The following is a 21,998-nucleotide window of genomic DNA, read 5'->3' as shown; positions in this document are numbered from 1 at the left end:
TCGGAGAACTCCATGCTGAACCTGCAAGGCAAGACCATCGTCATCACCGGCGCCAGCTCGGGCATCGGCGCCGAGACGGCGCGCCTGCTGCGCTTCCACGGCGCGCGTGTCATCGGCGTCGACCGCAACGAGCCGACGCTCACGCTCGACGGCTTCGTCAAGGCCGATCTGTCGGAGCAGTCCACGATCGACGCCGCCGTGCGCCAGCTCCCTGACCGCATCGACGCGCTGTGCAACGTGGCCGGCGTGCCGGGCACGGCGAGCGTCGATCTCGTCGCGCGCGTCAACTACCTCGGCCTGCGCCACTTGAGCCAGCGGCTGCTCGAGCGCATGCCGCAAGGCGGCAGCATCGTGAACATCTCGTCGATCCTCGGCGCCGAGTGGCCGCAGCGCCTCGACGTGCACAAGGCGCTCGCCGAGACGCCTCACTTCGAGGCAGGACTCGCCTGGCTGGCGAAACACCCGGTGCCGCAGGAGACCTGCTACCAGTACTTCAAGGAAGCGCTGATCGTCTGGACGGTCACGCAGTCGCAGAAGTGGTTCCTCGAGCGCGGCGTGCGCATGAACTGCGTCGCGCCGGGGCCGGTGTTCACGCCGATCCTGGGCGACTTCGTCGCGATGCTCGGCGCCGAGCGCGTGCAGAAGGACGCGCATCGGATGAAGCGCCCCGCGCTCGCGGACGAAGTGGCGACTGTCATCGCCTTCCTCTGCTCCGATGCCGCCCGCTGGGTCAGCGGCATCAACCTGCCGGTCGACGGCGGTCTGGCCTCGACCTATCTCTGATCCCCACTTTCCGACACACGACGACAGGAGACATCCGATGGACCACCGCCGCAGCCTGCTGGCGGCGGCGGCAGCGCTCGCGCTGCCCGCCGCCCAGGCCTTCGACATCGACACCGGCAATTCCGACATCAAGGTCCGCGCCGACCTGACGCCGAAGTACAGCGCCGGCTACCGGTTGAAGAACCCGTCGCCCGCGCTGACGCAGCTGGACGTCGCCAACGACCCCGGCACCGTCAACGAGGACGACGGCGACCACAACTTCCGCAAGGGCCTGGTCTCCAACCGCTGGGACCTGCTCGGCGAGCTCGACGTCACGACGAAGTCGTTCGGCGGCCGCGTGAGCGGCACGGCGTGGCGCGACAGCGCCTACCTCGGCCGCAGCGACTACGAAGGGACGCCCCTCCTGGCCAGCGGCGTGCCGGTCGGGCCGACGGTGTCGACCTCGAACAACTTTCCCGGCCAGGCAGCGAACGACTTCCTGCCGGCGACGAGGCGCCAGCACGGCCGCGGCAGCGAGCTGCTCGACGCCTTCGTCTACCTGAAGGGCGATCTCGGATCGATGAAGGGCACGCTGCGCGCCGGCAAGCACACGCTGCAGTGGGGCGAGAGCCTGTTCTTCGGGCAGAACGGCATCGCCAACGCGCAGGGGCCGGTCGACGTCGCCAGGATCCTGTCGGTGCCCGGATGGCAGTTCAAGGAAGTGCTGCTGCCGGTGGAGCAGCTCTCCGGCTCGCTGCAGGTGGCCGAAGGCGTGTCGCTCGGCGCGTACTACCAGCTCAAGTGGCGGCCGAGTCGCATCCCGGGCGTCGGCAGCTACTTCTCGAACCAGGACTATGTCGGCACGGGCATCGTCAACTTCGGCACCGACGCCGGCGGCAACCCGATCTTCCTCACCTACGACCAGAGCAAGGACCTGCGCCCCAAGGACAGCGGCCAGGGCGGCGTGCAGCTGCGCTGGAGTCCCACCGGCAGCGACTTCGAGTTCGGCTTCTACGCCGCGCAGTACCACGACAAGACGCCGGCGGTCCCGGTGTTCGACTTCGTCAACGGCAACGTGCACCTCGCGTACGCCAGCGACATCCGCACGGTGGGCGCCAGCGTCACCTCCTCGATCGGCCAGCTCAACTGGGCGATCGAGGGCTCGGTGCGCACGAACGCGCCGCTGACCAGCGACCCCGCGGTGCTCGGCCTGGGGCCCATCCTGTCGTGCGGCACGTCGAAGGACGATCCCTGCTATGCGGTCGGCAAGACCGGCCACCTGCAGGTCTCGGGGATCTACGTGCTGCAGCCCGGTCCGCTGTGGGGAGGGGGCGCACTGCTCGCCGAGCTGGCCTACAACCGCCGGCTGTCGGTCACCAGGGACATCTTCGCGATCGGACCCGGAGGCACCAACGCCGGTCTGGGCGGCCTGGACCCGAACACGACCAAAGGCGCGTTCGCGCTGCGCGTGCTGTTCGAGCCGCAGTACTTCCAGGTGCTGCCGGGGCTCGATCTCTCGGTGCCCGTCGGCCTCGGCTACAACTTCGGCGGCCGCTCCTCGGCGATCTTCAACTTCGCCGGCGGCGCCTCCAAGTCCGGCGACTACAGCCTCGGCCTGAAGGGCAAGTACCAGAACGCCTGGAACGTCGCGCTCACCTACAACGGCTACTTCGGCCCCGAGAAGACCTTCACCGAGACGCTGGTGCAGGGCTCCGGCTCGCCGCGCCAGCTCACCTTCGCCCAGTCGCTGAGGGACCGCGCCTACGTCGCCTTCAGCGCATCGCGCACCTTCTGATTTCCGGAGACCACAAGATGTCGAACCACAGCATGCGGGCCACGCTGGCTCTCGCCTTGACCATGCCGCTCTACGTGCACGCGGCCGTCAGCGCCGAGGAAGCGGCCAGGCTCAAGACCTCGCTGACGCCGCTCGGCGCCGAGCGTGCCGCCAACAAGGACTCCACCATCCCCGCCTGGGATGGCGGCCTCACCAAGGCCCCCGCCGGCTACAAGCCCGGCGATCCGCGTCCCGACCCGTTCGCCGCCGACAAGCCGCTGTTCTCCATCGACGCGAAGAACATGGACCAGCACGCCGCGAAGCTGAGCGACGGCGTGAAGGCGCTCATGAAGAAGTACCCCGACTTCCGCATCGACGTGTACCCGACGCACCGCAGCGCCGCCGCGCCGCAATGGGTCTACGACAACACCTTCAAGAATGCGACGCGCGCCAAGCTGGTGGACAACGGCCACGGCACCGAGAACGCGTACGGCGGCACGCCGTTCCCCATCCCCAAGGACGGCGCGGAGGTGTTCCAGAACCACCGCCTCGCATGGACCGGCACCAACGTCCAGGCGCCGGTGCGCGTGTGGGTGGTCACGGCCGACGGCCGGCGCGCGCTCGCCTCGGGCGGCGTGCAGACGCTGCGCAAGCCGTACTACGACCCCGAGGGCTCCATCGAGAAGTTCGACGGCTACTACCAGCTCGGCAAGTTCGCGGTCACCGAACCGGGCTCCAAGGCCGGTGAAGCGATCCTCGCGCACGACAACCTGAATGCCGCCAACCCGCGCGGCCTGTGGCAGTACCTGGTGGGCCAGCGCCGCGTGCGCAAGGCCCCTTCGGTCGCCTATGACACGCCCGACTCGGTGACCTCGGGCATCGGCCTGTTCGACGAGGCCTTCATGCTGTTCGGGCCGATCGACAAGCACCAGCTGAAGCTCGTCGGCAAGCGCGAGCTCTACATCCCCTACAACAACAACCGCGCCGCAAGCGCGAAGGTGGCGGACCTGGTGACGCCGAAGACGCTCAATCCGGGCCTGGTGCGCTGGGAGCTGCACCGCGTCTGGGAGGTCGAGGCCACGCTCGCCGAGGGCAAGCGCCACGTCGTGCCCAAGCGCAAGTACTACATCGACGAGGACTCGTGGCAGATCGTGCTGTTCGACGGCTGGGACGCGAAGGGCGAGCTCTGGCGCACGAACTACACGCTGATGCTGCTGGCGCCGGACATCCCGGCCGTCGTCGGCAACATGCTGTGGGGCGGCTACGACCTGCAGACGGGCGCCTACTACCTCAACATGGCGTCGAACGAGCTGCCGGTGCAGTACAAGCCGGTCCCGACCATCCCGCGCTCGTTCTTCAGCGCCGAGGAGCTGGCAAACGAGGGGACGCGCTGATGCGCCGCGCGGCGCTCCTGCTGGCGCTGGCCGCAGCGCCGGCACTGCACGCCGAGCCGGCGCCGCGCGTGCTCGTCGAGCCGGCCATCGTCACCGCGAAGGCGTCGGGCGCCGCCATGCTCGCCGTCACGCGTGCCGGTGCGCGGCTGGTGGCCGTCGGCGAGCGCGGCATCGTGCTGCTGTCGGATGACGGCGGCCTGCACTGGCGCCAGGCGTCGGTGCCGGTGCAGGTGTCGCTCACCGCCGTGCGATTCGTCGACGAGCGCATCGGCTGGGCGGTCGGTCACCTCGGCGTGATCCTGCGAACCGACGACGGCGGCGAGCATTGGATGCGACAGCTCGATGGCGTGACCGCCGCCGAGCGCATCGTCGCCGCGGCCGCGAGGTCGGGCGACGAGCGCGAGCAAAGGCTTGCCGCACGTTTCGCCGAAGAAGGACCGGACAAGCCGTTCTTCGACGTCGATTTCGCCGATGCGCAGCACGGCGTCGCGGTCGGCGCGTACGGCATGGCCTTCGCCACCACCGACGGCGGGACGACGTGGAGCCCGATCGTCGGCCGTCTTCCGAATGCGAAGACCCTGCACCTGTACGCGGTGCGCTGGGCCGGCAGCCAGCTCTATGTCGCCGGCGAGCAAGGCCTGCTGATCAAGTCGGCCGACGGCGGCGCGAGCTTCGCGCCGCTCGCATCGCCTTACAAGGGCAGCTGGTTCGGCCTTGTCGCGGCGCGCTCCGGCACTCTCGTCGCGTACGGCTTGCGCGGCCGCATCTTCCGCTCGGCCGACGGCGGCGCGAGCTGGCAGGCCGTGGACAGCGGCGTGCCGGGCTCCATCAGTGCCGGCCTCGAGATGGCGCCCGGCACGCTGGCGCTGGTCGGCCAGACCGGCGAGCTGCTCGTCAGCCGCGACGATGCCGTCGGCTTCCAGAAGCAACCTGCCGCCGCGCCTCTTGCGGCCACCGGCCTCGCCGTCACGGCCGACGGCCATTTCGTCCTCAGCACCCTGCGCGGCGTACGCCGACAGGTCGCGCCCTGAAGCCATTCACGATGCACGCCGACACCTCGCTCGCCGACCAACCGGTCGTCTCCCGCCTCGAAGACTTCGACACCGCCTCGGGTTCGGCACCCGAGCGGCTGCTGTTCAACCACCGGCCGTGGGTGCTGCTGCTGTGTCTGGTGCTGACCGCCCTGTTCGGCTGGCAGGCGCTGAAGCTGCAGCTCAATGCGAGCTTCGAGAAGACGATTCCCACCCGGCACCCGTACATCGCGAACTACCTCGCCAACCAGGGCAACCTGGCCGGCCAGGGCAATGCCCTGCGCATCGCCGTCGAGACGACCGGCGACTCGATCTTCGACAAGGACTACCTGCGCACGCTGCAGAAGCTCAACGACGAGATCTACCTGCTGCCCGGTGTCGACCGGCCGTTCATGAAGTCGCTGTGGACCTCGAACACCCGCTGGGTCGCGGTGACCGAGGACGGGCTCGACGGCAACACCGTGATGGGCGACAGCTACGACGGCTCGCCGCAGGCGCTGGCCGAGGTGCGCGCCAATGTCGAGCGCTCGGGCGAGATCGGCCAGATCGTCGCCGCCGACTTCAAGTCGAGCATCATCTTCGTGCCGCTGCTCGACCGCCATCCGAAGACCGGCCAGGCGCTCGACTACGGCGAGCTCGGCCGGCAGATCGAAGGGCTGAGATCGAAGCACGAGAGCGACCGCGTGCGCATCCACGTCACCGGCTTCGCGAAGGTCATGGGCGACCTGATCGACGGCATGCGCGAGGTGCTGGCGTTCTTCGCCGTCGCGCTGGTCATCTGCGCCGCGGTGCTGTACGGCTACACGCGCTGCGTGCGCTCGACGCTGCTCGTCGTCGCCTGCTCGCTGGTGGCGGTGGTCTGGCAGTTCGGCCTGCTCGCGCTGCTGGGCTACGCGCTCGATCCGTATTCGGTGCTGGTGCCCTTCCTCGTGTTCGCCATCGGCATGAGCCACGGCGCGCAGAAGATGAACGGCATCATGCAGGACGTGGGGCGCGGCACGCACAAGGTCGTCGCCGCGCGCTACACCTTTCGCCGCCTCTTCGTCGCGGGCCTCACCGCGCTGCTGTGCGACGCGGTCGGCTTCGCCGTGCTGGCGCTCATCCAGATCCAGGTCATCCAGGACCTGGCCGCGGTGGCAAGCATCGGCGTCGCGGTGCTGATCTTCACGAACCTGGTGCTGCTGCCCGTCCTGCTGTCGTACCTGGGCGTCGGCACCCGTGCGGCGGCACGCAGCCTTCGCGTCGAAGCGGGTGGCGCGCGGCGCGCAGGGCTGTGGGGCCACCTCGACCGCTTCACGCAGCGCACGCCCGCGCTCGTGGCACTCGCCTGCGGCGCGCTGCTGGCCGCTGGCGGCTACGTCGTCAGCCTGCAGCTCAAGGTCGGCGATCTCGATCCCGGCGCGCCCGAGCTGCGTGCCGACTCGCGCTACAACCGCGACAACGACTATCTCGCGCGCCACTACGCGGCCAGCGCCGACATCCTGGTCGTGATGGTCGCGACGCCGGAAGACCAGTGCACGCGCTACGGCACGCTGGCCCAGGTCGACCGCCTCGCGTGGCGGCTGGAGCAGCTTCCCGGCGTGGAGGCGACCCACTCGATGGCCGCCCTGTCGAAGCTGGCGATGGTCGGCTACAACGAAGGCAACCTGAAGTGGTTCGAGCTGCTCCCCAACGCGGCGGCGCTCGGTGGCGTGCAGACCCGCGCGCCGCGCGAGCTGTTCAACCAGGGCTGCTCCTTCCTGTCGCTCTACGTCTATCTGAAGGACCACAAGGCCGAGACGCTGGCGCGCGTGGTCGGCGAGACCGAGCGCTTCATCGCCACCGAGGCCGCCGCAGGCGATGCGCGCTTCATGCTGGCCGCCGGCTCGGCCGGCATCGCGGCGGCGACGAACATCGTCGTGCACCAGGCGATGCGCGAGATGCTGCTGTGGGTCTACGGCGCCGTGGTCGTGCTGTGCTTCATCACGTTCCGCTCATGGCGCGCCGTCACCTGCGCGGTGCTGCCGCTCGTGCTGACGTCCATCCTCTGCGAAGCGCTGATGGTGGGACTGGGCATGGGCGTGAAGGTCGCGACGCTGCCGGTGATCGCGCTGGGCGTCGGCATCGGCGTCGACTACGCGCTGTACGTGCTCAGCGTCATGCTGGCGCGGCTGCGCGCCGGCGATTCCTTGTCCGATGCATACCTGCACGCGCTGCAGTTCACCGGCCGCGTCGTGCTGCTGACCGGCGTCACGCTCGCCCTGGCCGTCGGCACCTGGGCGTTCTCGCCGATCAAGTTCCAGGCCGACATGGGGATCCTGCTCGCCTTCATGTTCGTCTGGAACATGGTCGGCGCGCTGGTGCTGCTGCCGGCGCTGGCGCACTTCCTGTTGCGGCCCGCGGCCGCGCCGGCCTCGGCGCTGCGGACCGCCGCCGCCTGATCTCCTCGAAGGAAAACTCCATGCTCGACCTGCAACTCGCCGCGATGATGAAGGCCGCCCACGAGGCCGGCATGCCCGACCTGTGCGACCTGCCGCCGCTGGCGTGCCGCGACCTCTACCGCCAGATCTGCGCGGCAGCCGACCGCGCGCCGGCCGACGTGCGCGTGGAAGACCGCGAGGTGCCGGCCGGCGCGCTGCCGGCGATCCCGCTGCGGGTCTACACGCCTCGCGAAGAGGGGCCGTGGGGCATCGTCGTGTACTACCACGGCGGCGGGTACGTGCTCGGCGACATCCCGGCCTACGACAACGTGTGCCGCCAGCTGTGCGAAGACAGCGGCACGGTCGTCGTCTCGGTCGACTACCGGCTCGCACCGGAACATCCGTTTCCCGCTGCCGTGGACGACGCCTGGGCTGCACTGGTCTGGGCCGCCGAGCGCGCACGCGCGCTGGGTGCCGATCCGGCGCGGCTGGCGGTGGCCGGCGACAGCGCCGGGGCGGTGCTCGCCAGCGTGGTGGCGCTGCTCGCGCGCGACGCCGGCGGTCCGGCGATCCGCATGCAGGCGCTGCTGTACCCGCCCGCGGCCGGTGGGCACGACGGCGACTACCCGTCACGCACGCGGCATGCCTCCGGGCCGACGCTGACGCGGCGCACGATGGACTACTTCCTCGCCCATGCCTTCGGACCCGCCGGCCGGGCCGTGGACTTTCGCGGCGCACCGCTGCTCGCCGCCTCGCTCGCCGGCCTGCCGCCGGCGCTGCTGGTGCTGGCCGGTCACGATCCGCTGCGCGACGAAGGGCTCGCTTTCGGCGACGCGCTGTTGGCCGCCGGCACCGCCGTGCAGCTCGTCGAATGGCATGGCCTGGCGCACGGCTTCATCGTGATGGCCGGCGGCGTGACGGCCGCGCGCCAGGCACAGCGTCAGTTCGGCGTGGCGCTGCGGGAAGCGGTCGATGCCGCCTGAGGCCCTCACCCCAGACCCTACCCGGGAACCTGAGTGAGGACGTTGCAAGTCATGACGGACGGCAATATCAGACTCCCTCTCCCGCGAGCGGGAGAGGGGCCAGCCGGTCTGCCGGTGTCAGGGCAGCCAGAAGGCGAACACCTTCTTCGGCCCGCCGGGGCTCACGAAGGTGCCGCTGCCCCAGAACACCATGCCGTCGACGATGGAGGGACCGGCATTGCACGGCGCGCCGCTGTCGTACGACCACAGCACCTTGCCGCTCTTCGCGTCGAGCGCGTACAGGGTTCCCGCGCCTGCCGCCAGGTTGCATCCGAACACCACGCCATTGGCGCCGCTGACGGCCGCCTCGGCGCGGCTGCCCTGCGGGTCCTTGGTGGTCCACAGCACGGCGCCTGACTTCGCATCCAGCGCCGCCCATCCGCCCGCGGTGGTCGTCGTGCCGTCCTTCAGCGTCCATGGCAGGGCACCCACCCCGCCGCCGTTGCTCGACGGTCCGCTGTTGGCGGCCGCGACGAAGATGCGCTGGCCGTCGGTGGCCGAACCCCATTGCAGGCCTCCGGTGACACCGCCCGGCGCCGCCTGCCGCGACCAGGCCAGCTTGCCGTCCTTGGCGCGGAAGGCCCAGAACATGCCGCTCTTCTGGCCGGCCCCCACCAGGCCGGTGTCGAGGTCGTTGCCGGTGTCGCCGAACATGATCGGTCCCTGGGCGAAGTCCCAGTCGGGGCCGGCTGTCGCCGGGTTGCCGTTGGGACAGTTGGCGTACACCCCGGGGAACCACGGCCCGACGACGAAGCCGGGCGTGTTGAGTCCGCAGGCCACGTTCCAGGCGTCGTAGGGCAGTCCGCGCGCCACCCATTTGACGACGCCGGTCGACAGATCGAGCGCGATGATGGAATCGAACATGTTCGACGGGTCCATGCATGCGGCAGGGCTGCCGCCGCTGTTCAGGCAGGCGAGCACGCTGTCGGGCAGCATGTAGTTGTTGCCCGTCGCCATGTAGGCCTGGTTGCGCCGCAGGTCGATCGCTCCGGTGCTCCCCCAGACGGCGCCGCCGTAGTAGCCGGGCGGCACGGTGTAGGTCTTCCATTTGATGGCGCCGGTGATGGTGTCCAGCGCGACGACGCTGCCGCGGAACTGCCACTGCCAGTACGGCTTCGGCACGAAGGCCGCCACCAGCTCCTCGTTCGATGCGATGCCCACGAGCGCGGTCCCGTTGGCGACGACCGCCGAATGCGTGACGAAGGACAGCACGGTGTCGTCGACCTGAGTCGACCACATGGGCGCGCCGGTGTGCTTGTTCACCGCAAACACGCGCGCCGCCTGCGGGTCGGGTTGCCCGAAGGCGGTGCCCAGGAACTTGCCGCTCTGGTTGCCCAGGATCAGCGCGTCGCCCGCGACGGCCGGCGTCGCGCGTGCGAAGTCGCCGGCAATGCCGGTGTACTGCGCGACCGGGTTCTTCCACACGATCGCGCCCGTCGCCTTGTCCACCTTGTAGAGAAAGCCGGCCGAGTCGGGAAAGTACAGGTAGTCGCCGTCGACGGCGGGATTGGCGGTCACGTCGCCGCTGGTGGCAACCGACCATCGCAAGGTGAGCCCGCCGACCGTCCTCACGCTGATCCGGGTCTCGTCGTTCTGGTAGCGCGAGTTCCTCATGTCGTGTCCTGCGCTGGTCCAGTCGGCGGACAGTGCAGCACCTCCCGCGAGACAAAGTACACCCCATGCGCTCCAGCGGAGCGCCGCGTTCGAACTTGCCATGTCGGATTCCCTCTTCTTGCGTTGGGGCCGCCCCGAGGGCCGGCCCGATGACGTTCTGCGATGGAATCGGCGACGACGATCGGCGTCAGCTGGAGAGAGCCGTCCTGTTGCCTGCGCGCTTCACGGCATCGCTGTCGGGGCGCCGGGCCCCGCACATCCACAGAAGGTCTGCCGAACTCACTGCGACCTGCTCCGTTCTCCTCAGCCCATCCCGAGGCTGGTCCGGGCGCAACACCGAGGTTGTTGGCGGGGATCGTGGCGGAGACGACTGGCCACTTGCGCCGGAGTCGGCGCTGCTGTCGGGTGCAACCAGCTTCGTGCCGCACGACCTCTGCGGCAATGCATGGTTTCCCTCGACGGCCAATCGAATTCTGCGTGAGCTCGACGCGCGCCTCTCAGCCGGGCACCTGGCCGGCTGCATGTTGTCGAAGCCGCTCGTCGAGCTGCTGCTCCAGGGCCTCGACCATGAAATAGGCCTCGAGGTATCTCTCCTCGCGCCCCGCGACCCGCCAGGCATCGCGCTGGATTTCCGCATCGGCGATGCGCCTCTTGAACGAGTCGATGTCTTCGTCGAATGTCATGGTGTCGCCTCGGGTCCGGTCGTGGAACTGTCAACCGCTTCCAGCGTAGACGCGCCTCGTGCCGAGGTCTGTGCGGCAACGAACAGCGTGGCGAAAGCCTGGAGTTCGGCATGAGGCCCCACAACGCGCGTTGTCGGGCCTCCTCGTTTGCCCACCTGCTCGCCGCAAGGTCGCATCGGTGCGCTTGCGCACATTGGCTGCCATACTCGGCATGACATGCTGGAACTGTCATGGCAACCCGTCCCGATCCGCTGAAGAATCGTCTTCTCGCGGCATTGCCCCCGGACGAGTGGATGCGCTGGCGTCCGGCACTCGAACCGGTGGACATGCCGCTGGGCCAGGTGCTGTACGAATCCGGCATGGCGATGACGCACGTGTACTTTCCCACCACCTCCATCGTGTCGCTGCTGTATGTGATGGAAGACGGCGCATCGGCAGAGATCGCCGTGGTCGGCAACGAGGGCATCGTCGGGATCTCGCTGTTCATGGGCGGCGAGACCACGCCCAGCCGCTCGGTCGTGCAAAGCGCGGGTCAGGGCTTTCGCATGCGAGGCCAGTTGCTGAAGGACGAGTTCAACCGCTCGGGTCCGGTGCTGCATCTGCTGCTGCGCTACACGCAGGCGCTGATCACCCAGATGGCACAGACGGCGGTGTGCAACCGGCACCACTCGCTGGACCAGCAGCTGTGCCGCTGGCTGCTGCTGAGCCTGGACCGGTTGCAGGCGAACGAGCTGGTGATGACGCAGGAGCTGATTGCCAACATGCTCGGCGTTCGCCGGGAAGGCGTGACCGAAGCTGCAGCCAACCTCCAGCGCGCGGGACTCATCCAATACCGGCGCGGCCACATCACGGTGCTCGACCGCGAGGGCCTGGAGCAGCGCACCTGCGAGTGCTATGCCGTGGTCAGGAAGGAATACGACCGCCTTCTTCCGGTGCAGACGGCGCAATAGGCGCGACCGTTCGAGGGCCGCAGGGGTGCGCGCTCAGTTGCCGAGCCAGCTGCTCAGCTCCTGGGCATGCTGCTGCTCGTCGATCAGGATGTCCTCGACAAGACGGCGGGTGGACGGATCCTCATCGCCGATCAGCGCGATCATCTGGCTGTAGCGGTCGACCGCGATCCGCTCGGCAATCAGGTTGGCCCTGATCATCGCCTCGAGATCCAGCGAGTGGTCGTAGGCGGCGTGACTGCGCCGCGTCAGCGAGTCGGGCGAGAAATCCGGTTCCCCACCCAGCTGCACGATCCGCCGCGCGATCCGATCGGCGTGAGCCTCCTCCTCGCGGGCATGCACCAGGAACTCTTCCGAGATCTTCGCTGCCGCCATGCCGTGGGCCGTGAAATGGTGGCGCTTGTAGCGCAGCACGCACACCAGCTCGGTGGCCAACGCGTCGTTCAGCATCACGATGAGATCGCCACGCCGCGGACCGTGGTCACGTTCGGTGGGCAGCAGCTGCGTGACGTTGGTCGATTCGTGGTGGGTGAGCATGCGTCTGGCTCCGGGTGACAACAGCGGACCTTGCGCCGGCCTCCCCTTGTGGTCTGTGCGGCACCCCACAGACGACAGCGCCACTCTGCGCGCAGGCTGGCCGACCAGTAACGGGAGCCCCGCGATGACCATGTCCAACCTCATCTCCAAGCGAATGGCGCAGGGCGCGCGCATGCTCCAGCGAGGAATGAATGGCCGCTCGTCGCTGGCCAGCGACAGCATGGAAGCGGCGGCGTCCCTGGACGGGTGGGAAGCCGAGGGCGGCGCGGAAGCCGGCATGCTCCAGGCACCGGAAGACGAGCGCCTGCTGCTCGAGCGTCTGGGCGCGGCGCTGGTCGGCGAGTGGAACAACCTTCCCGCGCCGCTGCAGCGCGCGGTCTACGAGCGCGCCGTCGGTGCCGGTTCATCGTGGAACCGCTTGCCCCTGAGGCGGCGGATGGCGCGATTTCTCCACGACCACAAGTCACGATGAGGCGCTTCTCGCCGCGATGCTGCCGGCCGGCATGCTGCTCTCGTCGCCGGCCTCGCGGGTTCGGGACGCGGCATCCCGGTGAGGTCCTCGCGTCCGGGTGACAGGAACGGCGCTTGCTCGCCATGTGCAACGGATCACACCATGAGCAGCGCAGTCGATGTCCCACTCCGACGAATCCTGATTGCGGACGACAACCACGATGCCGCCGACACGCTAGGCGCGCTGCTGGAGATCCTGCTTCCATGCAAGGTGGACCTGGCCTACGACGGCCGGCAGGCGGTGGAGCTGGCGCAAAGCCATCGCCCGGACGTCGCCATCTTCGACATTGCGATGCCACGCATGAGCGGCATCGAGGCGGCGGCGCAGCTGCGGCGCGACTACCCCGGGAACACTCCGTTGCTGGTCGCTGTCACCGCACTGGACGACGCGTGGACGCGCGAGGCCACGCAGGCCGTCGGCTTCGATCGGCGGTTCACCAAGCCGGTCGATCCGGTCGCGCTCCTGGGGGCACTGGCCGAGTCCGGTGCGATCCCTGCCGTAGAAACTGCCACGGCGAGCGACATTCCTGCCCGCGTCCGCTGGGTATCGGCCTAGGGCCGACGGCGCTAGGCGTCCGTGGACAGCGCGTCGGTGCAATGGCGGGGCACCACCAGCTGCCCGTCGGCGCCCGCAATGGGCTCGATGGCAATGCGCGGCGCGGCCGAAGTGACCGTGCCGAAGATCGTCGCGAAGGCGACGTCCGCGGCATCGCGTCCGGTGCCCAGTCGCACGAAGCCCATCGGAATCGCGGTGCCGGATGGGTCGAACAAGTACCAGCGGTCGCCGAGATAGACCTCGACATAGGCATGGAAGTCGGGCGGGCCGAGCGCAGGATCGGCGCCGTAGTCGATGCCGGTCGTGAAACGCGCCGGGATGTTGATGGCCCGGCACAGCGCGATCATCAGGTGGGCAAAGTCACGGCACACGCCCACGGTCTCCAGCAGCGTGTCGATCGCCGAGGTGTTGGAGTCCGACGTGTTCGACGAGAAGGTCGTGCGCTGCAGCACCCAGTCGCGAATCGCCTGCACGCGGCTGTAGCCCTGCCAACGCTGGCCGAACTCTCGCATCGCGAACCGGTGCAGTCGATCCGACTGGCAGTAGCGGCTCGGATACAGGTAGCCCAGTGCCTCCTGGGGCAGCCGCGCCACCGGAACCTCCCCGATCTGCGCCGGGTCGCCCACGTGGTGCGACAGGTCGATGGTCGCGCCGTAAGCGACCTTCAGCGGGCCCGCCGCGGCCTGCAGGCGCAGGTAGCGGTTGCGGGTCGCGGAATCGGTCTCGACGCGCGGCTGCAGATCCTGGCTGATCGTCAGCCATTCCTCGACCACGCGCTGCTGGTCGGTGTGCGCGGCATGGATGTTGAAGATGAAATCGCAACCGGGCTCGGCGATGTCGTAGCCGAGCTCGAGCGCAAGCCGCAACCTGATCATGTCGACTCGATCGCGCGCGCTTCCGCTCGCAGGGGTTCGTCGGGGGTCATGCCCCACCTTACACCCCTGCGGGTGTACCTGTGCAGCGGCCATGGGATCCGGCCGCGAACGCCGGGCGCGCGGCACGTCGTTTGCTCGGCACGGCACATGCGGGCGCTGCATGTGGTGTCGTGTTGCCTGGCGCTCATGCTCGCCAGCTGCTCCCTCTTTCGTGCCGGCAAGAAGGACGACGATGCGGCCGGCGCCAGCGCCGCCAGGATCGACAAGCGCCGGGCGCAGTACACGCTGGACGTCGAGGCGCCGCGGCCGCTGCGGCAGTTGCTCTCCCAGAACCTCGACCTGGCGCGCTTTCGGGATGCCCCGGCCAGCGAGGCGCTCAGCAACGAGGAACTCGACCGCCTCGTCGGCATGGCGCCCGAACAGGCTCGTGCCCTGCTCGCCACCGAGGGCTACTTCAACGCGAAAGTGGAAGCCCGCCGGCAGCCCGCGGCCAGCGGCGAGCAGCCGCGCGTGCTCGTCAGCGTGGAGCCCGGCCCGCGCACGCTCGTCGAGGGTCTCACGCTGGGAGTTCAAGGCGAGCTGCAGCAGCGCGCCGACGCCGGCGATGCCGATGCGCGAGCGCTGCTGGCGCGCTTGCGCGAGGAGTGGCCGCTGAAGCCGGGCGAGCCGTTCCGCCAGGCGGACTGGACCTCGGCGAAGAACGCCACGCTCGGGCGCCTGCACGCCGACGGCTATCCCTCCGCGATCTGGATCGCCACGGACGCTCGGGTGCGCAGCCGCGAGCAGCGCGTGCAGCTGGAGGCGAGCGCGCAGAGCGGGCCGCTCTTCCATCTCGGCGACTTGCGCATCGAGGGCCTCAAGCGCTATGACGAACGGGCGGTGCGCAACGTCGCGACATTCCGGCCGGGCACGCCCTACAGCGAGCAGCGCCTCATCGACTTCCAGGAACGGCTCACGCGCAGCGGCCTGTTCGAGGGCGCCGTCGCCGAGTTCGACAACGATCCCCAGAAGGCAGCCGCCGCGCCGGTCACGGTGCGCGTGCAGGAACAGCCGCTGCAGAAGGTGACGCTGGGATTGGGGTACAGCACCGACACCGGCACCCGCGCCTCGGTGGAGCACATGCACCGCCAACCGTTCGGGCTGCGCTGGACGGCGCAGAACAAGTTCGAGATCGGCCCGCAGCGCAAGGCCTGGGAGTTCGACTACCGCTCCTATCCCAAGCCGGGCTTTCGCCGCAACCTGGTCGCGGGCAACGTGGAGCGCTGGAGCGGTCCCGACGAGGAGCGCTATGCCGGCCGCCTGCGCATCGGCCGCGCCTGGGAGGATCCCCGGCTCGAGCGCCAGGTCTACGGCGAGTACACCAACGCCCGCGTGCGAGCCCCGACGGGCGAGTCGCGTGCGCAGGCGTTGACCGGCAACTACGACTGGACGCGCCGCGATGTCGACAGCCTGTTGCTGCCCACCCGCGGCAAGGCGGTGCTTCTGCAGGGTGCCGTGGGGTACGCGCGCAGCAGCACCGCGGAGAACGGACCGCTTGCGCGCGCATACGGCAGGGTGCTGTATTTCCGGCCCTTTGCCAGGGACTGGCATGCCACCGTGCGTCTCGAAGGCGGCCAGGTCTTCGCGAGACAGGCCGTCGGGGTTCCGGACACGCTGCTGTTCCGCGCCGGCGGCGAGGAGTCGGTGCGCGGCTACGAATACCGCAGCCTGGGACCCATGGTGAATGGTGTCGTCACCAGCGGCCGATCGCTGCTGACGGCGAGTGCCGAGGTGGCACGCCCGGTGTCCGCCCGGCTGCCCCAGGTGTGGGGGGCCGCGTTCGTCGACGCGGGCAATGCCGCCGCACGGTTTCGCGACATCAAGCCGGTGGTGGGCGTGGGCGTGGGCGTGCGCTACCGCAGCCCGGTCGGGCCGCTGAAGCTCGACGTCGCGTATGGCGTCGACGACAAGAAGGTGCGCATGCACCTCAGCGCCGGCGTGTCGTTCTGATCAACCCGGGGTGAGTGATGAGGGACGATGAGGTGACCGCAGCTCCGGCCGGCGTCCCGCGCCGGCGGCGATGGTGGCCGTGGCTGGTCGGAATCGTCGCGGTCATCGCCGTGCTGGCCCTGACGACCGGCGGCGGCCTGTGGTGGGCGCTTCGCCACGAGCGCGGCACCGCCTGGCTGCTGTCGCGACTGCCCGGCGTGGAGGTCGTGAAGCCGCGCGGCACCCTGATCGGGGATTTCGGCGCCGACTCGCTGGTCTGGCGCTTCGGCGACGGCGGCGAGCTGCGGCTGGTGCAGGTGGCCTGGCAGGGCCTGGGCGTGTACCGCTCGTCGGCGCGGCCGGCGTGGATGCTCGTCTGGTTCGATCGCCTCCAGGCGCAGCAGGCGATGCTCATCATGCCCCGCCCCACCGAGACCAACCGCACGCCACCGCCGCAGCATCTGGAGCTGCCGGTGGAGCTGGTGGTGCAGGCGCTGCAGGTGGAAGAGCTGCACGCCGCGCCCTTGGGCACGGAGCCCTTGCGAGGGCTTCAGGCACGCGTTCACCTCGGCGCCGACGGCGGTCGGATGCATCGCATCGAGTCGCTCGCCGCAGCGCGTGGCCCGCTGCAGGCGAGTGGTCATGTGCGGGTGGGCGCTGCCGAGCCGATGATGTCCGACATCGGCATCGACCTGCGGCAAGCCGCCGTCGCGAGCTGGCCTGCGTGGGGTGCGCATCTGCAGCTCGACGGACCGCTTGCCGAGTCGACGCTCACCGGCCGACTCGTGGCCGGAAGCGCGCCGCAGCAAAGCCTTGCCGTCGACGCCACGCTGAGGCCCTTCGCGCAATGGCCGCTCGCGCAGCTCAACGCCCAGGCGGCCGCGCTCGACATCTCCGCCCTGCTCGCGGGTGGCCCGCAGACGGCGCTCTCCGGCGACATCGTCGTGCGCGCGGCGGATGCGGAAAAGCCGCTGGAGGCTCGTGCCGACCTGGTCAATGCGCGGGCGGGCGCCTGGAATGCCGGCCGGGTTCCCGCGCGCCGGGTGCAGCTCGCGCTGTCCGCGGACCCGCGCGATCGCACGCAGGTGAAGCTTCAGACCTTGCAGGCGGACCTCGGTGCTGCCGACGCGGCCGCAGGCCGCCTCACAGGCGAGGGACTGTTCACGACATCGCAGGGGTGGACCTTGTCTCTCGCCATGCAAGGCGTGCGCGCCGACCGCCTGGATGGGCGTGCCATGCCGATGTCCATCGACGGCACCGCTCGCATCAGCGGCAAGGAGCCGGGGCGCAGTGGCGGCAAGCCCGCAGCGGAGCGCACGGTCCAGGTCGACTCGAGCCTGACCGGCAAGGTGCTCGAAGGACCCGCGCAGGGGCCCGTCCGCCTCGACGCCCGGGCCATGCTGGCGACCACCGACGCCGGCGCGCTTCGCGTGGACGTGCAGCAGCTGCTCGCGACGAGCGGCAGCTCGCGCGCCCTGGCCAAGGGCAAGGCAGCGCGGGACGCGGCAGGCGCACCGTGGCACGCCGACGGACACCTCTCGCTGAGCGATTTCGACCTGCGGCCGTGGTGGCCGGGCGCAGCCGACTCGCCGCTTCGCCGCTCGCCGAGCCGGCTGGCCGCAGAGGCCGACTTCCGCCTGACCGTTCCGAATGCCGCACCCGGCGTCGAGATCGCGGCGTGGCTGGCCACCTGGCAAGGCAGCGCCGACCTGCGTGTCGCGCCGAGCGTGGTCGCCGGCGTGCCGGTGCAAGGCGAAGCCAGTCTGCGCGCAACGGGTGGCGCCGACGGACTGCAGGCCACGGTCAAGGCCGAGGCTGCCGGCAACTCCCTCACGGCGAAGGGACGGCTGGAGCGCGATCCGTACAAGGATCACTGGGAGGGCCGACTCGCCGCACCGGCGCTGCAGCGCCTTGCGCCGCTGGCGCAAGCCTTCGCATCGGCGGATGCACGCGGCCGCCCCCCGGAGACCATCGCGGGCGCGGCGCGCGGCGAGTTCGCGGCCGACGGCCGATGGCCCCAGATGCAGACACGCGGCGAGCTCGTCGCACAGGGGATCGTGTGGCCCGGCCTGCGCCTGCGCGAGGCGGACGCACGCTGGCGGCTGGGGACTGCACCGGACGCCGCGGTCGATCTGGTCGTCTCGCTCGCCGATCTGACGCTGGCCGGCAGCGAGCAGGCGCGGCAAGTGCCCTCGCTGGCGCTGCAGGTGAAGGGGAGCGCGGCGTCGCACCGGATCGAGCTGCGGTCCGACATGGTTGCCGCGCCACCGGCCGCGACCGAAGCCCTGCAAGGCACCGCACCGGACCCGAAGCGCCAGGACAGCGGGCCGCGCACGCGCGCCCGCCTGCAGGCCCGAGGCGGCCTGCTGCACGAGCCTGGCGGCGGACCGCTGGCGGTGGCCGGCTGGCGCGGCCGCGTCGAGAGCGTGGAGCTGAGCCGCGTGGAGAACGCACAGCCCCTGTTGCGCACCAGTGACGTGGACCTGGAGTGGCGCACGGCGTCGGCCACCCAGCCGGCGCGGGTGCAGGTGCAGCCCGGCCGCGCCGAGCTGCTGGGCGGCGTCCTGCGATGGACCCGCCTCGCGTGGCAGGCCGGACAAGGTCAGGCACCGGCGCAGGTCGATGCCGACGTCGCGCTGGAGCCTCTGCGGGTGGCGCCGCTGCTCGCCCGTGTGCAACCGGCGCTCGGTTGGAGCGGCGACCTCGAGATGTCCGGGCGTGTCGTGATGCGCACGGCGCCGGTGCTGCGCGCCGAAGTGCTGCTCCAGCGCCATCGCGGCGACCTGCAGATGGTCCAGGGTGCGGGCCGTCGTGCACTGGGGCTGAGCGAGCTGCGCCTGGCGGTTCGCGCCGACGGTCCGGCCTGGAATGCGACCGCGCGCGTGGCCGGCCAATGGATCGGCCTCGCATCGGCCCAGGTCAACGCGCGCACGACCCCGTCGATGCCCTGGCCGACCGCCGCCACGACGATGCAGGGAGCGCTGGAGTTGCGCGTGCCGGATCTGGGCATCTACGACCCCTGGCTCCCGGTGGGCTGGCGCGTGGGCGGCAACCTCTCGGCCAACGCGAAGCTCGGCGGCCGGCTGGGCGCACCGGAGTACAGCGGCCGCCTGAGTGCAGGCCATCTGTCGGTGAACAACTTCGTCGAGGGCGTGCGCGTGCGCGACGGCGAGCTCCAGGTCTCGCTCGACGGGGACCGGGCGCGCATCGAGCGCTTCGTGGCGCATGCGGGCGACGGCCAGGTGCGCGTGGAAGGCGGCGCCGTCCTCGGTGCGCAGCCGGCCGCACAGCTGTCGCTCAATGCCGAGCGATTCCGCGCTTTGGGGCGGGTGGACAGGCGCGTCGACCTCAGCGGACGTGCCCAGCTGCGGCTCGACGCGCAGCGCGTCGGGCTGCAAGGCAACTTCAATGTCGACGACGGCCTGATCGACCTGGGACGCAGCGAAGCGCCCGAGCTGTCCAAGGATGTGCGGGTGGTCGACGGACCGACCCCCGGGCGTCCCGAGCAGGCGGCATCGTCCGGCGGCAAGCGCGGCGCGCGAGTCGTCGACGTCGACTTGCGCGTGAACCTGGGCCCCAGCCTGCGCGTGCGCGGCAAGGGCATCAACACGCGGCTGGCCGGCGACGTGCGCATCACGGCGCCCGGCGGTCAGCTCGGGCTCGATGGCACGGTGCGCACCGAGCAGGGCACTTACGAGGCGTACGGCGAGAAGCTGCGCATCGAGCGCGGGCTGGTGACGTTCGTGGGGCAGGTCGCCAACCCCAGGCTCGACATCCAGGCGGTCCGCGCGGACCTGAGGGATGTCGAGGTCGGCGTGGCCATCACCGGCACCGCGCAGAATCCGCGCGTGCGCCTGTTCTCGGCGCCGGAGATGTCGGAGCTCGACAAGCTCAGCTGGCTCACGATGGGCCGCTCGAGCACCGGACTGGCCAGCGACCAGAGCGCGCTGCTGCAGCGCGCGGCGATGGCGCTGCTGGCCGGGCAACGCGGCTCGGGTGGCGGCGAAGGCATCGCCAAGCGCCTCGGTCTCGACTCCATCTCGGTCAAGCGCGGCGAATCCGGCGGCGGCCTGAGCGATGCGGTGGTGTCGCTGGGCAAGCAGGTGTCGGAGCGCTTCTACGTGGGCTACGCGCAAAGCCTGGACGCGACCGGCGGGAGCTGGGAGCTCATGTACAAGATCGCCAAGCGCTTCACCGTGCGCGTGCAGACGGGCGAAGCCACGGCCGTGGACCTGATCTGGACGTGGCTGTGGGGATGAAGCGGCTCGTGCTCCTCGGCGGACGGTTGGAGCCGATCCGAGGCTGCTGACAACCCGTTGTCAGCAGACCTTCTGCAAGATGAGCCCCTGCCGGCAATGCTGCCGGCCGAGCCAACCAACGACCGAGGAGTAGCAGCCTGTGCTCAAGACCTACAGTGGGAGCTGTCATTGCGGTTCTGTCCGCTTCGAAGCCGATATCGACCTCGCCGGCGGAACGGGTCGATGCAATTGCTCGTACTGCACCAAGACCAGGAACTGGGGCGTCATCATCAAGCCCGAGGCGTTCCGGCTCCTGGCGGGCCAGGAGTCTCTCGCCGAGTACCAGTTCGGATCGCGCAGTGCCCACCACCTCTTCTGCAAGTCGTGCGGGGTGCGTCCCTTCGGTCGCGGATACATCGAGCAGATCGGCGGTGACTTCGTCTCGGTCCAGATCGCCGCGCTCGACAACGCGGATCCCGCGGAATTGATCGCGGCACCGGTCCGATACGCCGACGGGCGCAACAACAGCTGGTGGAACGAACCCGCCGAAACGCGTCATCTCTAGGATTTCCGTTTTCCCACGCGCACGGAATCGCAAGGACCATGAACGAAGAGTTGCTCCAGGCATTGAAGGCCCGCTTCGAGAAGAACATGCACCGGCACAAGGCAATCGCATGGCCCGATGTGCGAACCCGGCTCGAGGCGCATCCCGATGCCCTGAGATCGCTTCGCGACATGGAGGCAACGGGCGGCCAACCCGACGTCGTCGGTCAAGACGCGAATACGGGGCGCTACGCGTTCTGCGATTGCTCGGCGGAGAGTCCCGGTGGCCGCAGAAGTGTCTGCTACGACCGTGAAGCGCTCGAGTCCCGGAAAGAGAACAGGCCGCAAGACAGCGCCGTCGAGATGGCCGCCGCGATGGGCATCGAACTCCTGACGGAGGAGCAGTACCGCGAACTGCAGAAGCTCGGCGACTTCGACACCAAGACTTCGAGTTGGGTCAGCACTCCGTCCGACGTCAGGGCGCTTGGCGGAGCGCTCTTCTGCGACAAGCGCTATGGCAAGGTGTTCGTTTATCACAATGGGGCGCAGTCGTACTACGCGTCCAGGGGCTTTCGCGGGTGGCTTCAGGTGTGACCACCGCGTGAGGGTCGTCGAACGCCCCGAGGGGGGCCGCAGCCGGCGATGTCCATGCGGGGTCCGTGGCCCGGGCCGCTTTCTACAATGGCTCGCATGAACACCGCACGCTCGTCATCGCGCCGGGTCCTGGCATCGACAGTGATCGCCATCGGCACGCTGGGCGCCGGCTGCGGCTCCGTCGGCGCGGGGGTCGGCGTGCCGATCTTTCCCGGCGTCTCGATCGGCCTGGGCCTGGGCAGCGGCGGTGTCACCGCCGGCATCGGCGCAGGCGCAGGCCCGATCGGCGTCGGCGTGGGCGTCAATCACCGGGGTCAGGTCAGCGGCGGCATCGGCGCCGGGGTGAGCGCGCCGGTGGGCAACAGCGATGCGCGTGTCGGTGTCGGCGTGGGCACGGGGACCGTGCTCTACGACCCCCACGAAGCGCCGAGCAAGGCGCCCGGCTCGCGGCGGTAGCTTGGTAGGCCGTGCTGGGCTCGAACCAGCGACCAAAGGATTATGAGTCCTCTGCTCTAACCAACTGAGCTAACGGCCCGAGCCGGACATTGTAG

Annotated in this window: 18 protein-coding genes and 1 tRNA gene; 14 read left to right on the top strand and 5 right to left on the bottom strand. The window is 69.8% G+C overall.

From position 1 onward, the window contains the following. The first annotated feature begins 15 nt into the window (after positions 1 to 15). Genes P7V53_RS05045 through P7V53_RS05020 form a run of 6 tightly spaced genes read left to right on the top strand, consistent with a single transcriptional unit; the run spans position 16 to position 8,343 of the window. On the top strand, positions 16 to 783 hold the full coding sequence (locus tag P7V53_RS05045; protein ID WP_280156438.1) for a coniferyl-alcohol dehydrogenase: 768 nt from the start codon (positions 16 to 18) through the stop codon (positions 781 to 783). A gap of 37 nt (positions 784 to 820) precedes the next feature. Next, positions 821 to 2,557 carry a DUF1302 domain-containing protein gene (locus P7V53_RS05040; protein ID WP_280154384.1) on the top strand — a complete coding sequence of 579 codons (1,737 nt, stop codon included), beginning with the start codon at positions 821 to 823 and terminating at the stop codon, positions 2,555 to 2,557. A gap of 17 nt (positions 2,558 to 2,574) precedes the next feature. Beyond that, positions 2,575 to 3,930 carry a DUF1329 domain-containing protein gene (locus tag P7V53_RS05035; RefSeq protein ID WP_280154383.1) on the top strand — a complete coding sequence of 452 codons (1,356 nt, stop codon included), beginning with the start codon at positions 2,575 to 2,577 and terminating at the stop codon, positions 3,928 to 3,930. Continuing rightward, positions 3,930 to 4,961, top strand: a complete 1,032-nt coding sequence (locus P7V53_RS05030) for a YCF48-related protein (RefSeq protein WP_280154382.1) — start codon at positions 3,930 to 3,932, stop codon at positions 4,959 to 4,961. The genes P7V53_RS05035 and P7V53_RS05030 overlap by 1 nt, the downstream gene beginning before the upstream one ends. 11 nt (positions 4,962 to 4,972) lie before the next feature. Continuing rightward, on the top strand, positions 4,973 to 7,381 hold the full coding sequence (locus P7V53_RS05025) for an MMPL family transporter (protein ID WP_280154381.1): 2,409 nt from the start codon (positions 4,973 to 4,975) through the stop codon (positions 7,379 to 7,381). Positions 7,382 to 7,401: 20 nt separating this feature from the next. Continuing rightward, on the top strand, positions 7,402 to 8,343 hold the full coding sequence (locus tag P7V53_RS05020; protein ID WP_280154380.1) for an alpha/beta hydrolase: 942 nt from the start codon (positions 7,402 to 7,404) through the stop codon (positions 8,341 to 8,343). Positions 8,344 to 8,460: 117 nt separating this feature from the next. Here P7V53_RS05020 and P7V53_RS05015 read toward each other — a convergent pair whose 3' ends face one another. Together P7V53_RS05015 and P7V53_RS05010 are read right to left on the bottom strand one after the other, a co-directional pair. Further along, positions 8,461 to 9,996, bottom strand: a complete 1,536-nt coding sequence (locus P7V53_RS05015) for a PQQ-binding-like beta-propeller repeat protein (protein WP_280154379.1) — start codon at positions 9,994 to 9,996, stop codon at positions 8,461 to 8,463. A gap of 497 nt (positions 9,997 to 10,493) precedes the next feature. Continuing rightward, positions 10,494 to 10,679 carry a hypothetical protein gene (locus P7V53_RS05010; RefSeq protein WP_280154378.1) on the bottom strand — a complete coding sequence of 62 codons (186 nt, stop codon included), beginning with the start codon at positions 10,677 to 10,679 and terminating at the stop codon, positions 10,494 to 10,496. Between the two features lie 230 nt (positions 10,680 to 10,909). On the opposite strand from P7V53_RS05010, the gene P7V53_RS05005 reads away from it, so the two are divergent. Continuing rightward, complete coding sequence (locus P7V53_RS05005) at positions 10,910 to 11,629, top strand: Crp/Fnr family transcriptional regulator (RefSeq protein ID WP_280154377.1); 720 nt, start codon at positions 10,910 to 10,912, stop codon at positions 11,627 to 11,629. A 33-nt stretch (positions 11,630 to 11,662) separates the two neighbouring features. Here P7V53_RS05005 and P7V53_RS05000 read toward each other — a convergent pair whose 3' ends face one another. Continuing rightward, positions 11,663 to 12,163 carry a ferritin-like domain-containing protein gene (locus P7V53_RS05000; RefSeq protein WP_280156437.1) on the bottom strand — a complete coding sequence of 167 codons (501 nt, stop codon included), beginning with the start codon at positions 12,161 to 12,163 and terminating at the stop codon, positions 11,663 to 11,665. A gap of 124 nt (positions 12,164 to 12,287) precedes the next feature. Here P7V53_RS05000 and P7V53_RS04995 point away from each other — a divergent pair, with 124 nt between their 5' ends. Together P7V53_RS04995 and P7V53_RS04990 are read left to right on the top strand one after the other, a co-directional pair. Next, complete coding sequence (locus P7V53_RS04995; protein ID WP_280154376.1) at positions 12,288 to 12,635, top strand: hypothetical protein; 348 nt, start codon at positions 12,288 to 12,290, stop codon at positions 12,633 to 12,635. A 141-nt stretch (positions 12,636 to 12,776) separates the two neighbouring features. Next, positions 12,777 to 13,229 (top strand): response regulator, encoded by a 453-nt coding sequence (locus tag P7V53_RS04990; RefSeq protein ID WP_280154375.1) that lies wholly within the window; start codon positions 12,777 to 12,779, stop codon positions 13,227 to 13,229. An 11-nt stretch (positions 13,230 to 13,240) separates the two neighbouring features. On the opposite strand, the gene P7V53_RS04985 is transcribed toward P7V53_RS04990, so the two are convergent. Beyond that, positions 13,241 to 14,104 carry a transglutaminase family protein gene (locus P7V53_RS04985; RefSeq protein WP_280154374.1) on the bottom strand — a complete coding sequence of 288 codons (864 nt, stop codon included), beginning with the start codon at positions 14,102 to 14,104 and terminating at the stop codon, positions 13,241 to 13,243. Positions 14,105 to 14,251: 147 nt separating this feature from the next. Between P7V53_RS04985 and P7V53_RS04980 the strand changes: the two genes are divergently transcribed. From P7V53_RS04980 to P7V53_RS04960, 5 genes are all read left to right on the top strand, one after another. Then, positions 14,252 to 16,093 carry a BamA/TamA family outer membrane protein gene (locus tag P7V53_RS04980; RefSeq protein WP_280154373.1) on the top strand — a complete coding sequence of 614 codons (1,842 nt, stop codon included), beginning with the start codon at positions 14,252 to 14,254 and terminating at the stop codon, positions 16,091 to 16,093. Positions 16,094 to 16,125: 32 nt separating this feature from the next. Then, positions 16,126 to 20,331, top strand: coding sequence for a translocation/assembly module TamB domain-containing protein (locus tag P7V53_RS04975; RefSeq protein ID WP_280154372.1), 4,206 nt, complete (start codon positions 16,126 to 16,128; stop codon positions 20,329 to 20,331). A gap of 139 nt (positions 20,332 to 20,470) precedes the next feature. After that, a complete protein-coding gene (locus tag P7V53_RS04970) occupies positions 20,471 to 20,875 on the top strand; it encodes a GFA family protein (RefSeq protein ID WP_280154371.1) in 405 nt (134 codons plus the stop codon). Between the two features lie 38 nt (positions 20,876 to 20,913). After that, on the top strand, positions 20,914 to 21,447 hold the full coding sequence (locus P7V53_RS04965) for a DUF4256 domain-containing protein (protein ID WP_280154370.1): 534 nt from the start codon (positions 20,914 to 20,916) through the stop codon (positions 21,445 to 21,447). A gap of 87 nt (positions 21,448 to 21,534) precedes the next feature. Then, positions 21,535 to 21,903, top strand: a complete 369-nt coding sequence (locus P7V53_RS04960; RefSeq protein ID WP_280154369.1) for a hypothetical protein — start codon at positions 21,535 to 21,537, stop codon at positions 21,901 to 21,903. A gap of 2 nt (positions 21,904 to 21,905) precedes the next feature. Here the strand turns inward: P7V53_RS04960 and P7V53_RS04955 are convergent. Continuing rightward, positions 21,906 to 21,982, bottom strand: a tRNA-Ile gene (locus tag P7V53_RS04955). Positions 21,983 to 21,998: the final 16 nt, after the last annotated feature.

Origin of the sequence: Piscinibacter sp. XHJ-5 (genome assembly GCF_029855045.1) — a bacterium.
Taxonomy (GTDB): Bacteria; Pseudomonadota; Gammaproteobacteria; order Burkholderiales; family Burkholderiaceae_C; genus Albitalea.
Note: the sequence above shows the minus strand (reverse complement) of the source record. Positions and strands in the feature narration are given on the sequence as shown.